Origin of the sequence: Nocardioides sp. YIM 152588 (assembly GCF_040191335.1) — a bacterium.
Taxonomy (GTDB): domain Bacteria; phylum Actinomycetota; class Actinomycetes; order Propionibacteriales; family Nocardioidaceae; genus Nocardioides.
Window position 1 is genome coordinate 51,969 of record NZ_JBEGDJ010000009.1, and the last position, 12,779, is coordinate 64,747.

General features: G+C 74.7%; 14 protein-coding genes. 4 read left to right on the forward strand and 10 right to left on the reverse strand.

Going from position 1 to position 12,779, the window contains the following annotated elements; translation table 11 throughout:
- Nucleotides 1–15: 15 nt before the first annotated feature.
- Together ABLM29_RS06935 and ABLM29_RS06940 are read right to left on the reverse strand one after the other, a co-directional pair.
- Nucleotides 16–1,344, reverse strand: a complete 1,329-nt coding sequence (locus ABLM29_RS06935) for a permease prefix domain 1-containing protein (protein ID WP_349713285.1) — start codon at nucleotides 1,342–1,344, stop codon at nucleotides 16–18.
- Nucleotides 1,341–1,706 carry a PadR family transcriptional regulator gene (locus tag ABLM29_RS06940; RefSeq protein WP_349713286.1) on the reverse strand — a complete coding sequence of 122 codons (366 nt, stop codon included), beginning with the start codon at nucleotides 1,704–1,706 and terminating at the stop codon, nucleotides 1,341–1,343. Before ABLM29_RS06940 ends, ABLM29_RS06935 begins: the two co-directional genes overlap by 4 nt.
- Before the next feature lie 143 nt (nucleotides 1,707–1,849).
- On the opposite strand from ABLM29_RS06940, the gene ABLM29_RS06945 reads away from it, so the two are divergent.
- Together ABLM29_RS06945 and ABLM29_RS06950 are read left to right on the forward strand one after the other, a co-directional pair.
- A complete protein-coding gene (locus ABLM29_RS06945; RefSeq protein WP_349713352.1) occupies nucleotides 1,850–2,485 on the forward strand; it encodes a dihydrofolate reductase family protein in 636 nt (211 codons plus the stop codon).
- Nucleotides 2,486–2,559: 74 nt separating this feature from the next.
- Nucleotides 2,560–2,691 carry a hypothetical protein gene (locus ABLM29_RS06950; protein ID WP_349713287.1) on the forward strand — a complete coding sequence of 44 codons (132 nt, stop codon included), beginning with the start codon at nucleotides 2,560–2,562 and terminating at the stop codon, nucleotides 2,689–2,691.
- Nucleotides 2,692–2,755: 64 nt separating this feature from the next.
- On the opposite strand, the gene ABLM29_RS06955 is transcribed toward ABLM29_RS06950, so the two are convergent.
- Together ABLM29_RS06955 and ABLM29_RS06960 are read right to left on the reverse strand one after the other, a co-directional pair.
- Nucleotides 2,756–3,565 (reverse strand): isocitrate lyase/PEP mutase family protein, encoded by an 810-nt coding sequence (locus ABLM29_RS06955; RefSeq protein ID WP_349713288.1) that lies wholly within the window; start codon nucleotides 3,563–3,565, stop codon nucleotides 2,756–2,758.
- A gap of 79 nt (nucleotides 3,566–3,644) precedes the next feature.
- Nucleotides 3,645–4,307: an SGNH/GDSL hydrolase family protein gene (locus tag ABLM29_RS06960; protein ID WP_349713289.1), complete on the reverse strand. Its 663-nt coding sequence runs from the start codon at nucleotides 4,305–4,307 to the stop codon at nucleotides 3,645–3,647.
- 75 nt (nucleotides 4,308–4,382) lie between these two features.
- Here ABLM29_RS06960 and ABLM29_RS06965 point away from each other — a divergent pair, with 75 nt between their 5' ends.
- The gene (locus tag ABLM29_RS06965; protein ID WP_349713290.1) at nucleotides 4,383–5,579 is read left to right on the forward strand and encodes a hypothetical protein; all 1,197 of its coding nucleotides are present in this window, start codon (nucleotides 4,383–4,385) and stop codon (nucleotides 5,577–5,579) included.
- On the opposite strand, the gene ABLM29_RS06970 is transcribed toward ABLM29_RS06965, so the two are convergent.
- The 6 genes from ABLM29_RS06970 to ABLM29_RS06995 all read right to left on the reverse strand — a co-directional run bounded on the left by ABLM29_RS06970 (nucleotide 5,576) and on the right by ABLM29_RS06995 (nucleotide 11,582).
- On the reverse strand, nucleotides 5,576–6,325 hold the full coding sequence (locus ABLM29_RS06970) for a hemerythrin domain-containing protein (RefSeq protein ID WP_349713291.1): 750 nt from the start codon (nucleotides 6,323–6,325) through the stop codon (nucleotides 5,576–5,578). The two genes, ABLM29_RS06965 and ABLM29_RS06970, sit on opposite strands and share 4 nt — an antisense overlap.
- A 76-nt stretch (nucleotides 6,326–6,401) precedes the next feature.
- Entirely contained in the window at nucleotides 6,402–8,591 is a 2,190-nt protein-coding gene (locus ABLM29_RS06975; protein ID WP_349713292.1) for an MMPL family transporter, read from the reverse strand.
- 121 nt (nucleotides 8,592–8,712) lie between these two features.
- Complete coding sequence (locus ABLM29_RS06980; protein WP_349713293.1) at nucleotides 8,713–9,531, reverse strand: DUF1028 domain-containing protein; 819 nt, start codon at nucleotides 9,529–9,531, stop codon at nucleotides 8,713–8,715.
- A 46-nt stretch (nucleotides 9,532–9,577) separates the two neighbouring features.
- The gene (locus ABLM29_RS06985) at nucleotides 9,578–10,003 is read right to left on the reverse strand and encodes a DUF1801 domain-containing protein (RefSeq protein ID WP_349713294.1); all 426 of its coding nucleotides are present in this window, start codon (nucleotides 10,001–10,003) and stop codon (nucleotides 9,578–9,580) included.
- On the reverse strand, nucleotides 10,000–10,974 hold the full coding sequence (locus tag ABLM29_RS06990; RefSeq protein ID WP_349713295.1) for a cytochrome c biogenesis CcdA family protein: 975 nt from the start codon (nucleotides 10,972–10,974) through the stop codon (nucleotides 10,000–10,002). Before ABLM29_RS06990 ends, ABLM29_RS06985 begins: the two co-directional genes overlap by 4 nt.
- Entirely contained in the window at nucleotides 10,974–11,582 is a 609-nt protein-coding gene (locus ABLM29_RS06995; protein ID WP_349713296.1) for a TlpA family protein disulfide reductase, read from the reverse strand. Before ABLM29_RS06995 ends, ABLM29_RS06990 begins: the two co-directional genes overlap by 1 nt.
- A 162-nt stretch (nucleotides 11,583–11,744) precedes the next feature.
- Between ABLM29_RS06995 and ABLM29_RS07000 the strand changes: the two genes are divergently transcribed.
- Nucleotides 11,745–12,773, forward strand: a complete 1,029-nt coding sequence (locus tag ABLM29_RS07000; protein ID WP_349713298.1) for an intradiol ring-cleavage dioxygenase — start codon at nucleotides 11,745–11,747, stop codon at nucleotides 12,771–12,773.
- The last annotated feature ends 6 nt before the right edge of the window (nucleotides 12,774–12,779 follow it).

Consider the following 12,779-nt stretch of genomic DNA (forward strand, 5'->3'; position numbering starts at 1 on the left):
GACCCCGCCGACCGATCACCCCCAGGCGAAGATCGGCCCCCACAGGACCACCACCACGGCCGCCCACGCGGCATACAGAGGCAGGTAGTCCGTCTGCCACCGCTCCAGCGCGGCGACGGGCCTCCGGCCCCGCACGAACGCCAGGCCGAGCCACGCGGAGACCGCGAGGTTGACCAGCAGCAGGACGTTGAGGCCGAGCGCGGCGGCGCGGTTGGGGGTCAGCCCGAGCTCGGCGATGCGGCCGGCCATCGCGACCAGCACCACGAGGTCGACGACGATCGCCGCGAGCGCCAGCGCGACCTGCACCCAGTCGGCGAGCCCGGCCGCGGCCTCCGGCGGCCGCGCGGACAGTGCGTACAGGGCCAGGGCGAGCACCAGCACCAGGATGACCGTCATCAGGATGAGCAGCTCGCGGTCGACGTCGATGACGTCCGGGTCGACGGCGAACGCCGCCAGCAGCGCGACCAGCAGCGCGATGGTGAGCGGCGAGAAGACCCGCGCCAGCACGGGTGCGATGTTCTCGATGACGTCCTGCTTGGACTCCACCAGCCACGCCGCGACCAGCGTCGCCCCGGCGGCGCCCATCGGCAGCACCCACTCGAACAGGAGCGGGCCGGCGTCGACGTCGATGGCACCGAACGTGGCGGCGGTCAGCGCCAGCAGCAGCCCGCCTCCGGCGGCGAGCAGGAAGTAGTACACGGCCCACTCGCCGGTGAACCGGATGAGGTCCATCCGCCGGGGCCCGGACCGCCAGTCGCCGCCGACGTACGCGACCCCGACCAGGAGCCACAGCAGGACCGGCGCGTGCACGGCCGCGAGCAGCAGCGTGTCGCCGCCCGCGTCGAACGGGTAGGCGACCAGCAGCGCACCGACGGCCACGAAGCCGGCCGCGAGCGTCGCGACCTGCCCCGCGGGCAGCCGCCGTTGCCACGCGAAGTAGCCGGCCAGCCACGGCAGGACCAGCACCGACGCGAGCAGGGCGACCCTCCCCTCGTCGAGCCACGCGAGGCCGGCCCGGAGCGACAGGGCCGCGCCGGCGCCGAGGGCGATCGCACCCCACAGCTCCGGGCCCGACCCGCGCGCCCCCTCGGTCTCGCCCGGGGTGAGGACGAGCTGCTTCCACAACCGCTCGGAGTGCTCCCGGGCGAACTCCCGCGACAGCTCGTCGACGCTGCCCATGCGCTTCACCGCGATCAGAAACGCCTCGTCGTCGGCCAGCCCGGACGCAACGAGATCGTCGACCTGGCCGCGCAGGTGCTCCTCCAGCTCGGCCACGTCGTCCGCGGTCAGGGTCGCCCGCCGCCGGACGTAGCCGCGCCACTGCTCGATCTGCTGGTCGCTCACGGGCCGACCACCCGGGTCGGCGCGATGGGCGTCCGCTGCTGCCAGACGCGGTCGAGCGCCTCGCTCACCACGGCCCACTGCCCGCGACGGTCGGCGAGCGCCGCACGACCCGCGTCGGTGAGCGAGTAGTGCTTGCGCCGCCGACCCGCGTCGGAGGTCTGCCAGGACGACCGCACCTGGCCCATGCGCTCGAGCCGGTGCAGCAGGGGGTACAGCATCCCGTCGGTCCACTCCAGGTCGCCGTCGGAGAGCTCGCGGATGCGCTTGAGGATCGCATAGCCGTAGGAGGAGTCCCCCTCGGCGAGGATGCCGAGCACCAGCGGCGTGGCCGAGGCCGCGACGAGGTCCTTGTCGATGCGCACACTGCCTCCCGATACCTAGAGCTGCAAGGCAACTATACCTTGCTCTTCTAGGTATGGCGCGCGCGAGCCGCGCCGATGAGTCTCGGCCCCACGAGCGGTCCACCCCCTCGACAGCGACAGCAAGGAGGCCCGCCGTGACCCAGATGGTCCGGGTGCACAACTTCACCGTGTCCAGCGACGGGTACGGCGCCGGCGACGGCCAGTCCCTGGAGCGACCCTTCGGCCATGCCGATCCCGCGGACCTCTTCGCCTGGGCCACGCCGACGGCGAGCTGGCCGGCGCGCAGCGACCCGGACGGCAGCCGGGGGCTGGACGACCACCTGGTGCGCGAGTTCCACCGGAACGTCGGCGCCGAGATCATGGGACGCAACAAGTTCGGGCCGGTGCGCGGACCGTGGCCGGACCACGAGTGGCGGGGCTGGTGGGGCGACGACCCGCCGTTCCACACCCCGGTCCTCGTGATGACCCACCACGACCGGCCGTCGTTCACCCTGTCGGACACGACCTTCCACTTCGTCGCCGGCTCCCCCGCCGAGGTCCTCGCCGTCGCGCTCGAGGCGGCGGACGGACGCGACGTCCGGCTGGGCGGCGGCGCCGACACCATCCGGCAGTTCCTCGACGCCGGCCTCGTCGACACGCTGCACGTCGCGGTCGTCCCGATCGAGCTCGGCTCCGGCTCCCGGCTCTGGACCTCGCCCGAGGAGCTGCTCGACCGCTACCACCGCGACGTCGTGCCCAGCCCCAGCGGCGTGGAGCACCACCTGTTCTGGCGGCGCTGACCGAGCGACACCGGCACCTCACCGTCCGGGCGCAATCCCCACCTGGACGCGGCCGGTACCGCATGATCGATGCCATGGCAGATCAGGTCATCGTGCTGCTCGGAACGCTGAGCGGCGCCGCGGACCTCGACCGCGCGGGCGCCGACGTCCACCGGGCGATCCAACGCTTCATCGAGCTCACCCGCACCCGTCTCGCGTTCACCTGAGACCGCCGCCGGCGCTCGTCGCCGGGCGCCCGCGATGGCGCACCGGCGGGCCGCGCACCCGGCGTCAGGGCGCCAGGCGCCGCTGCAGGTCGGCGTAGCCGATCACACCGTCGAGGAAGCCGAGCGTCCCGGTCTCCAGCAGTTCCCGGCCCGCCCGCTCGACCAGACTCATCGCGGCGCGGGCGATGCTGCCGCCGAGGCTCACCCGGGCCACTCCGAGCGAGAACAGCGTGCGGGCGTCGGTGGTGCTGGCCAGGCCGGCGACGATGTTGAGCGGTCCCGGGATCTCCTCGGCCAGCCGGCGGATCTCGTCCTCGTCGACCACGCCGGGCACGAAGACACAGTCCGCGCCGGCCTCGACGTACCGGGTCGCGCGCTCGACGGTCGCCGCGAAGGCGCCGGCGCCGGCATGGGCCCCGGAGAGGTAGGTGTCGGTGCGGGCGTTGATCACGAAGGAGCCCAGCGGCGCCGCGGCGCGTGCGGCGGCCAGGCGGTCGACGGCCTCCTCGACGCCGAACAGCCCACCCGGCCCGGCGTCCTCGAGGTTCCCGCCCACCACCCCGAGCCCGACGGCCCGGGCCACGGTGGCGCCGACCTCGTCGGCGGTAGCTCCGTAGCCGGACTCCAGGTCGGCGCTCACCGGCACGTCCACCGCGGCGACGATCCGCGCCACGTGCTCCAGCATCGTGTCGCGCTCCACCGCCCCGCCGTCGGGGACCCCGAGCGACCACGCGATGCCCGCGCTGGTGGTGGCGATCGCCGGGAAGCCCACCTGCTCGAGGATCCGCGCCGATCCGGCGTCCCAGGCGTTGGGGAGCACGAAGCCCCCGCCACCATGCAGGGCCAGGAGCGTGGCCGCCTTCTCGATCGACACCTCCCCATGGTGGGCGATCGCGCGCGTCCGCGACACCCCTCCTCCACCAGGAAGCGCCGCAGCGGGCCGGCCGAGGCCGTCAGGCGGCGCCACCGACCACGCAGCCGGCCGCCGGCTCCGCGCCCGACGGGTAGGCGGCGCTCAGCGCCCGCGCGATCCGCCGCGCCCGCTGCCGGTAGCCGTGCGAGGTGAAGTGGACGCCGTCGGCGACGAACCACTCCGTCCGGACCTCCGAGCGCCAGTCGTAGAGGCGCAGGTTGGGGTGCCGCTCGCAGGCCGCCTCCAGGTCGGCGTCGAAGGCGGCCATGTGCGCGTCGGCGTACGGGCCGGAGGAGCGCAGCGACCGGACGGTCAGCCACAGCACCGGCTGGTCGCCGATCGCCGCCAGCAGTCGGTCGATCCGCTCCGGGGCGGAGTAGACGCCGCCGACCGCGAGGTTGGCGGCGTCGTTGGTGCCCATCGCGATCACCCAGCACGCCTCGACGCCCGCGTCGCGCCGGGCCTCCACGGCGTCCTGGGCGTTCGGCTCGTCGTGCCACCGCTCGACGATCGAGCGCGCCCCGAGCACGTCGGCGTCGAGGTCCTCCACCCCGACCCGCGCCAGCTGCGCCGGCAGCCGCGTCGCCGGCCGGGGCAGGTACGCCGGGTCGAGCAGGCCGACCGACGTCGACTCCCCGATGTAGACCACCGAGGCGCACGCGGTCTCGCCGTCCCCGGCGGGCGCGTCCGCGGCCGGCGCCACCGCACTACGAGAACGCCCAGCGACCTGCTGCTCGGCTACGCCGAGGCGTGCCGGTGGAGCACCCGCCGCCTGGAGATGCACGAGGCGATCGACGAGGCCGTGGTGCTGGCCGGGCGCTTCGGCGATCCCGCGCTGGTGGTCCGGGCCGCCCGGGTCGCGACCACGGACGCGCTGTGGCCGGCCCGGGCGTACGGGGAGCGCAACGACGCGGTGATCGCGACGATCCGGCAGGCGCTCGACGCGGTGCCGGCGACGGGCCCGGAAGCGAGCCCCGACGCGCTCGCCGTGCGCTGCCGGCTGCTGCTGGCGCTCGCCTCGGAGTGCTACTACGCGGTGTCGCCGGAGGAGATCGAGTCCATCGCGGCGGAGGCGATCGCGACGGCCCGCCTGGTCGGGGACGACGGGCTGCTGGCCGAGGCGCTGCTGGGCGCCACCGTCTCGGCGGACCGGCGCAGTGGCGCCGAGTGGCGCCGGTCCTGGTGCGAGGAGGGACTGTCGCTCACCGAGCGGACCGGGGACGTCCGGATGCGGACCAACCTGCGGATGCTGCTGACCGCCGCCCGGTGCGAGCTCGGCGACCTGCCCGACGCCACCGACGACCTGGTCGACGTCGTGCGCGTCGCGCGCGCCGAGCGGCTCTACCTCGTGGAGATGGTCGCGCTCACGCTGCAGCACAGCTGGGCGGCGATGCGCGGCAACGAGGAGGAGATCGCCACCACCTTCGCCGACGTGACGGCCTGCTTCGAGCGGGTCTCGACCGCGCACAAGGTCGACATCGTCGGCGGCGCGGCGCTCTTCGTGCCGCTGTGGTGCCCCGGCGTCGAGGCACCCCCGCCGGAGGCGGTGCTGCGGTTCCTGGACGAGGCCTCGATCCCGGTCGGGCCGGCGGGCGCGATCCTCGCGCTGCGCACCGCGCAGCCGGACGTGGCACGGACGCTCTTCGACCGGTACGGCATCGAGCTCGACACCGACAACTGGTTCTCGCCGTTCCTGTGGGCCCTGGGCGCCGAGCTCGGCCTCGGCCTGGGAGAGCCCGACGTCGCCGCCCGCGCCTACGCCCGGCTCGCGCCGTACGCCGGCGGCTGCGTGCTGTCGGGCACCTCGCCGGCGCACGGGCCGGTCGACGCCTACCTCGCGCTGGCGGCGGCCGCGGTCGGCGAGACGGACCTGGCGACCGAGCACGCCGACACGGCGCTCGACCTGATCCGGGCATGGCGGATCCCGCAGGTCGAGCGGTGGCTGCTCGACCTGCGGGAACGCCACGGGTTCTAGACGATCTCCGCGCGCGGGACGTACCGGAACGCCCGCCGCTCGGCGCGCCCGTGCCGGCCCCGGCCCAGCCACCAGAGCACCCGCATCGCCGGGCCGGCCATCGCGAACGCCTTGTCCCGGGCGGCGGTGGGAAGCCCGTCGGCCACCCAGGGCACCAGCCGGAACAGGAAGGCCGGCCCGTTCTGCGACTCGAAGCTCTCCGCCTCGATGCGGTCCCAGTCCGCCGGGGACAGGTGCCGCTGGAGGATCGCCATCGCGTCGGTCTCCTCGTGGGCGAGGTGCTGACCGAGAAGCTGGTTCGCCTCCGCCATCCGGACCGCGAGGGCGGAGCGGGTGGCCTCCCGCTCCGCGTCGGTGCCGCCGCCGTCGGCGAGCGCCGCCAGCCGCTCGGCACAGGTCCGCAACAGCGGGTCGATGCCGGCGTGCTCGGCCTCCATCGCCTCCAGCGTGGCCCGCTCCGGCTCCTCCGCGCGCTCCAGGAGGGCGGGCCACAGGCCGGTGTCCTCACCGGTGTGGTGGTGGTGCAGGACCTCGGCGAGGAGGTCCCACCGCCGGGCGAGGGCGGCCCAGGTGGCCGTGTCGGTGGCCGGGGTGTGCTCGGCGGCGGCGGCGAAGCGGCGCAGGTCCCGCCGGAACCCGTGGTGCATCAGGTACATCATCGACATGTCCACGGGGCCGGCCGGCGCGGCCGCCTGGCCGGGGAGGAACAGCTGGTCGGGGTGGGTGGTGGTCGGGGCGGTGCTCATGGCGTCTCTCCTCATGTGGTGGGTCGGCAGGGTCGGTGGGGTCACGCGTCGCGCCAGGTGGGGTGTCATCGGCTCGTCAGGCCGGGACCGCGGCGCGGTCGGGGTCGGTGCCGTCGGCGGGCGTGGGGACGGCCGGGGCGTGGAAGGTGCGGCCGGGGAACCACCAGTTCCAGCGGCCGAGCAGTGTCATCGTGGCCGGCACCAGGACCATCCGGACGACGGTCGCGTCGAGGGCGACCGCGACGGCCAGGCCGACGCCGATCATCTTCACCACGACCCCGGACTCGGTGGCGAAGCCGAGGAAGACCGCGACCATGATCGCCGCCGCCACCGAGATCACCCGTCCGGTGGAGGCCAGGCCCCGGACCACGCTGCCGGTCGCGTCGCCGGTGTCGAGCCAGTCGTCCCGGATCGCCGAGAGCAGGAAGACCTCGTAGTCCATCGACAGCCCGAAGAGGACCGCGAAGAGCAGGATCGGCACCCAGCTCGAGACGGGGATCGCGTGGTCGACGCCGAGCAGCCCGGCGCCGTAGCCGTGCTGGAAGACGAGCACCAGGACGCCGTACGCCGCGGCGATGGAGAGCAGGTTCATCGCCGCCGCCTTGACCGGGACGACGACCGAGCGGAACAGGATCATCAGCAGGACCACCGAGACGGCGACCACGAAGCCGACGACGAGCCACAACCGCTCGGTCAGCATGTCGGAGATGTCGCCGAGGATCGGGGTGTAGCCGGTGGCCTCGACCCCGTCCGGGAGCACGTCGGCGCGCAGGTCGTCGACGAACGCGCTGGTCGCCTCGTCGGCCGGGGCCGTGGTGGGCTCGATGTCCCAGATCGCGATCGCGCCGTCGGGCGAGGTCGTCGCGGGGGTGGAGACGGCCACCTCGGGCAGCGCGTCCACCTCGGCGTGGACGGCCTCGACGTCGGCGGCGGAGAGCTCGTCGAGGTCGGCGACGAGCGTGATCGGGCCGTTGGCGCCCTCTCCGAACTCGGCGCTGACCAGGTCGTACGCCGCCCGGGTGGTGCTGCCGACCGGGTCGCTGCCGCCGTCCTGCGGCCAGGTCCGCATGCCCAGCGCCGGCGCGCCGAGGGCGACCAGGAGCACCAGGGCGAGGCTGCCCCAGACGACCGGGCGGCGGGCGACGACGCGGGCCCAGCGGCCGGCGAGCGGCTCCCCGTCGGCCCCACCCGTCACACCGGACAGGTGGTTCGGTCGCTTGGCGGGCGTTGCAACGGCCCCCAAGCGTCGGAATCCCCGGTCGACCGGTGATTCCGACGCCTCGCGTCGCACAGCCCGCGGCAGCAGCCGCCGCCCGGCCAGCGCGCACAGGGCCGGCACCAGGGTGAGCGCCGCGGCCATCACGCCGATCACGGCCAGCGCGGTGGCGAACCCGAAGGTGCTGAACGTCGGCAGCCCCGCGAGTCGCAGCCCCATCAGGGAGACGAGCACGGTCAGGCCCGCGCCGAGGACCGAGCGGCCGGCGACGGCGGTCGCGGTCGCCGCGGCCTGCCGCGGGGTGTCGCCGGCCCGGAGCCGGGCGACGTGGCGGGTGACGATCAGCAGCGCGTAGTCAATGCCGACGCCGAGCCCCACCATCGTCGCGACCGTGGGCGCGGTCGGCGAGACGTCGGTGACGGCGGCGAGCAGCATCACGCCGGACGAGCCGGCGACGAGGCCGCCGAGCGCGGTCGCGATCGGCAGGCCGGCCGCGACGACGGAGCCGAAGGCGAGCACCAGCAGCACGAGCGCGACGCCGATGCCGATCAGCTCGCCGCGGCCGTCGATCTCGTCCGCCGTGCTCGGCACCTCGCCGCCCAGCTCGACCTGGTAGCCAGCCGCAGCGGCGGGCTCCGCCGCCCGGGTCAGCGGCTCCGTCACGCCGAGTACGTCGGGGTGGGTGCTCTCGACGGCGTACCGGACGTAGAGCAGCGCGGTGTCGCCGTCGTCGGAGATCCGCGGGCTGACGCTGGCGACGTGCTCGGTGGCGGTCAGCCGGTCGGTGACGTCCTCGACGACCGCGGCGTCGAGCGGGCCGTCGTCGTGCAGGACGACCTGCGCCGTGGCGCCGCCGGCGCCGGGGAAGTGGTCGCGGACGGTGTCGATGCCGGCCTGGGCGCGGGTGCCGGGGACGTTCCAGTCCTCGTGCAGGTCGCCGCCGAACGCCGCGCTCAGCCCGCCGAGGGTGAGCAGGAGGAGCAGCCAGGCTGCGACGGTGCGCCAGGGGTGGGCGGCCGTGGCCGCCCCGACGCGGTGAAGGGTGTTCATCTCGGGACTCCGTGGGTGGTGGGTGGATCGATGGATCCACCGTCACGGAGCCCTCTGGAGCCGGACTCGGGCGCGACTGGAGCCGCACTGGAGTCCGGGTCGGGACCGGCGCGGCTCGCCGCTACGGCGCCGAGGCGCGGATGATCGCGAGAACGCGCTCGTCGATCCAGGCGCCGTCGTCGGCCACCCGCATCTCGTGGTTGTGGGTGCCGACCCAGGCCGCGAAGTCGCGGGCGCCGGCGGCGCGCGCGAGCTCCTCCAGCTCGGCGGCCAGCTCGGCGGTGACCGGCACCTTCTCCTCCTCCGTGGAGGCCGTCAGGTAGAGCTCGTGCAGGTCGAGCAGCCGGCCGAGCTCGACCAGCGGGGCGGGGTGGTCGTCGACGCGCAGGTCGGCGGCGACGTCGTCGAGCCCGCCGTACCCGGCACCGTCGCGGACCGCGAAGAGGGCGGCCGACTGCCGTCCGCGGGAGTCCCCGCCCGCGGCGTCGCCCGCCTCGAGCGCGGCCAGCAGGCGACGCGGCAGCGGCAGGTCGGCGCCGGCGAGCCAGGCGGCCTCCATCGCCTCGACCACCTCCGGCCCGGTGAGGATGTTGCCCTGGATCGCGTACCCGTCCCCGACGACGCCGCCGGCCCACGCCAGGCAGGCCGACCCGGTGTGGCTGGCCGCGTGGCCGTCGCTGTCGACGATCCCGACCTGCCGGTCCTCGCGCCCGTCGTCCTCCTCCAGCAGGCGCTGCAGGGCGATCCCGGCGGTCGCGCCGTCGTCTAGGTGCGCCAGGGCCAGGCCCTTGAAGGCGACGTTGGCGTCGGCCTGGGTGGCGATCGCTCCCACCCCGGCGACGGCGGCGGGTACGGCGGCGCCGACCGCCAGGAACTTCGAGGCGACGCCCACACCCCAGGTCTCACCGTCGTCGGACCGGGCCACGATCGAGAACGTCATGGGTCACTCCTACGCCCTCGCGGCCCTCCGCGCCAGCGCCCGCGCCTCAGCCGGGCTCGTGGTTCTCCGCCCACGACAGGGTGACCAGCTCACGCAGCACGTCGGCGTCGACGGCGTCGAGCCGCTTCACGTAGAGGCACCCCTTGCCGGTGCTGTGCGGGCCGAGCCGCTCCAGGAGGTCGGCGTGGGAGCCGTAGTAGGTCAGCCCGTAGAGGGTCAGCGCCGCCTTGCGCGGGGCCAGCCCGACCGCGAACCACTCGCGCTGCTTGCCGTCGGCGGTCGTGTACGGCTGGCGACCGAAGCCGATGATGCTCGAGCCCCACACCACCGGCTCGGCGCCGGTGACCCGCTCCATCAGCTCCAGCACCGCCTCCGCGTCGGCCCGGCGGCGCGGGTTGTCCACGGCCGCGAGGACGGCGTCGATCGCGGTGTCGGTCGGCTTGGTCTTGCGGTCGTCGGCCCCGGAGGTCACCGTTCGACACTAGTCGGCGCCTCGCCCGAGGCGCCCTCCGAGGCGCCCTCCGAGGCGCCCTCCGAGGCGGCCTCCGAGGGGGCCGGTGCGCCACCGGCCGGGGCGCGGCGTCGCCGGACGACCACGGTGACGAGCGCGCCGGCCACCAGGATGACCAGCACCACCGCCAGGCCGGCCAGGCCGATCGCCTCGGTCCGCTCCACCAGCCACCGCTGCACCTCGCCGGCCGCGGTCACCACCGGGTCCTGCCCGGCGCCGCCGTGCAGCACGCGCAGCTCCCAGGCGCCGTACCAGGCGACGTACGCGCCCGCGATCGCGAGCACCAGCCCGGCGATCCGGGTGGCGGGGCCGCCGAGGCGGCGCATCGCGGAGACCGGCCCGCGGCGGGCCAGCGCGACGGCGGTGGCGGCGACCCCGACGGCGACGCCCATGCCGAGCGCGTACGCCGCGAAGAGCACCACGCCCGCCAGCGGGGTGCCGGCGCGGAAGCTGGTCACCACCACGGCGAGGAAGGGCGCGATGGTGCAGCCCAGCGAGGCGACCGCGTAGGAGGCACCGAAGCCGACCATCGCCGGCCAGCTCGCCACGATCGGCTTCCCCGAGCCGCCGCGCCGGCCCGGCATCCGCAGGCTCGGCAGCCGGCGGCCGGCGAGCACCCACAGGCCCGCGACCGCGAGCACGACGCCGAGCACCACCGTGAACCACGGCAGGTACGCCTGGACCGAGGCGGCGACCGGGGCGACGGCCAGGCCGAACGCCACGAAGACGCCGGCGAAGCCGAGGGTCAGGGCCACGGTGGCCCGCAGCGCCCGGGCGACCGCGGCGGTCGCGGTGGCCGGCTGGTCGCCGAGCACGAAGAGGGAGAGGTACGCCGGCAGCAGCGCGAACCCGCACGGGTTGACCGCCGCCACGAGGCCGGCGCCGAGGGCGAGGCCGACCTCGCCGGCCTCGAGCCCCGCGACCTGGACCATCAGGCGGCGTCCGCGAGACGCTCGACCGCGGAGTCGAGCTCGGAGTCGGTGAGGTAGCCCTCGGAGACGACCTCGCCGTCGGCGTCGATGATGGTGAACGTCGACTGCTCGGTGACCTCGAAGTGGCGCCACACCTCACCGGCGTCGTCGACCAGGTGGGTCACGTGCGGGATGTCGGCCGCGAGGTCCTCGATGGCGCCGGCGCTGTCGAGGCCACCCACCCCGACGACGGCGACCTCCCCGTCGTACTCGTCCGCGAGGGCGGTGACGTTGGGGATCTGCGCGCGGCAGGTCGGGCACCACGGCGCCCAGAACCACAGCACCGTCGGGGTGCCGGCCAGCGAGGCACCCTCGAAGGTGGAGCCGTCCAGGGTCGTCGCGGTGAAGTCGAGGATCGGCGCGACCGCGACCGGCGCCTCGTCGCCGCCCTTGTCCTTCTTGCCCTGGGTGTCGCTCTTGCTGTCGCTCGTGCTCTCGTCACCCGTCTCCGTGGCGGCCGCGGACGGGCTGGACGTGTCGGACGCGGTGGTGTCCTCCGTGCCGTCGCCTGATCCGCAAGCGGTCAGCAGCAGGGCGAGGGAGGCGAGGAGGGAGACGAGCAGACGCATGCCTCCAGTATCGCGACCGATCGGGCGCTCCGACGGTGCGCGTCCTTACGGAACGGTGACATCGCGAGTCACAGGCGACGCACAGAGGCAACCCAGCGAACCCGCAACTCCGGGCGTCACCGTCGGGGTCGTTCGATCCGATGAGCCGACCGAGGAGTCCCCATGACCCACATCCCCGAGCCCGACCAGACGCCGGAGGGCCCCGCCTACGAGGGTCGTCTCCTGCCACGCCCCGAGGACGAGGTGGTCGACCAGGGCGCCGGATTCGACGTCGCGACGCTGATCACCCGGCGACGCGTCCTCGGCGTCGTCGGTGTCGGAGCCGGCACGCTCGCGCTCGCTGCCTGCTCCGGTTCGAGCGTCGCGAGCTCCTCCGGATCCTCCAGCGCCGCCGGCTCGGCCGGCGCCTCGTCCGCGGGCGAGATCCCGCAGGAGACCAACGGCCCCTACCCCGCCGACGGCACCACCGACCTCAACGTCCTGGAGGAGTCCGGGATCGTCCGCAGCGACGTGACGTCCAGCCTGGACGGCGGCGCCACCGCCGACGGCGTACCGCTGGACTTCACGTTCACGGTGACCGACATGGCCAACGACGACGCGGCCTTCGCCGGCGTGGCGGTCTACCTGTGGCACTGCGACGCCCACGGCGAGTACTCGATGTACTCCGCGGGCCTGGAGGACGAGACCTTCCTGCGCGGCGTCCAGGTCGCCGACGCCAACGGCGAGGTCACCTTCAGCACCATCGTCCCCGGCTGCTACGCGGGTCGCTGGACCCACATCCACTTCGAGGTCTACCCGGACGCCGCGTCGGCCACCGACGTCGAGAACGCGATCGCCACGTCCCAGGTGGCCTTCCCCGAGGACATGCTGAACGAGATCTACCAGCTCGACACCTATGCGGGCTCGGCCGAGAACCTCGCCCAGATCACGTTGGACACCGACAACGTCTTCAGCGACGGCGTCGACCTGCAGATGGGCACGTTCACCGGCGATCCCGACAGCGGCTACGTCGGCTCGCTCGCCGTCGCGGTCGACACCACCACCGAGGCCGACCTCGACACGGCGCCCGGCATGGGCGGTGGCGGCGAGCCCCCGGCCGGCGGCGGTGAGCCCCCGGCGGGTGGCGGCGAGCCCCCGACGGGTGCGCCCCCGGAGGGCGGCGAGCCGCCGTCGGCCCCCTCCTCCGAGTGACCCCCG

What these genes read in the sequence shown, in the direction of transcription:
- ABLM29_RS06945 (WP_349713352.1), top strand. Translation starts at nt 1,850, where the DNA reads ATGGTCCGGGTGCACAACTTCACCGTGTCCAGCGACGGGTACGGCGCC.
- ABLM29_RS06950 (WP_349713287.1), top strand. Translation starts at nt 2,560, where the DNA reads ATGGCAGATCAGGTCATCGTGCTGCTCGGAACGCTGAGCGGCGCCGCG.
- ABLM29_RS06965 (WP_349713290.1), top strand. Translation starts at nt 4,383, where the DNA reads ATGCACGAGGCGATCGACGAGGCCGTGGTGCTGGCCGGGCGCTTCGGC.
- ABLM29_RS06970 (WP_349713291.1), bottom strand. Translation starts at nt 6,325, where the DNA reads ATGAGCACCGCCCCGACCACCACCCACCCCGACCAGCTGTTCCTCCCC.
- ABLM29_RS06975 (WP_349713292.1), bottom strand. Translation starts at nt 8,591, where the DNA reads ATGAACACCCTTCACCGCGTCGGGGCGGCCACGGCCGCCCACCCCTGG.
- ABLM29_RS06980 (WP_349713293.1), bottom strand. Translation starts at nt 9,531, where the DNA reads ATGACGTTCTCGATCGTGGCCCGGTCCGACGACGGTGAGACCTGGGGT.
- ABLM29_RS06990 (WP_349713295.1), bottom strand. Translation starts at nt 10,974, where the DNA reads ATGGTCCAGGTCGCGGGGCTCGAGGCCGGCGAGGTCGGCCTCGCCCTC.
- ABLM29_RS06995 (WP_349713296.1), bottom strand. Translation starts at nt 11,582, where the DNA reads ATGCGTCTGCTCGTCTCCCTCCTCGCCTCCCTCGCCCTGCTGCTGACC.
- ABLM29_RS07000 (WP_349713298.1), top strand. Translation starts at nt 11,745, where the DNA reads ATGACCCACATCCCCGAGCCCGACCAGACGCCGGAGGGCCCCGCCTAC.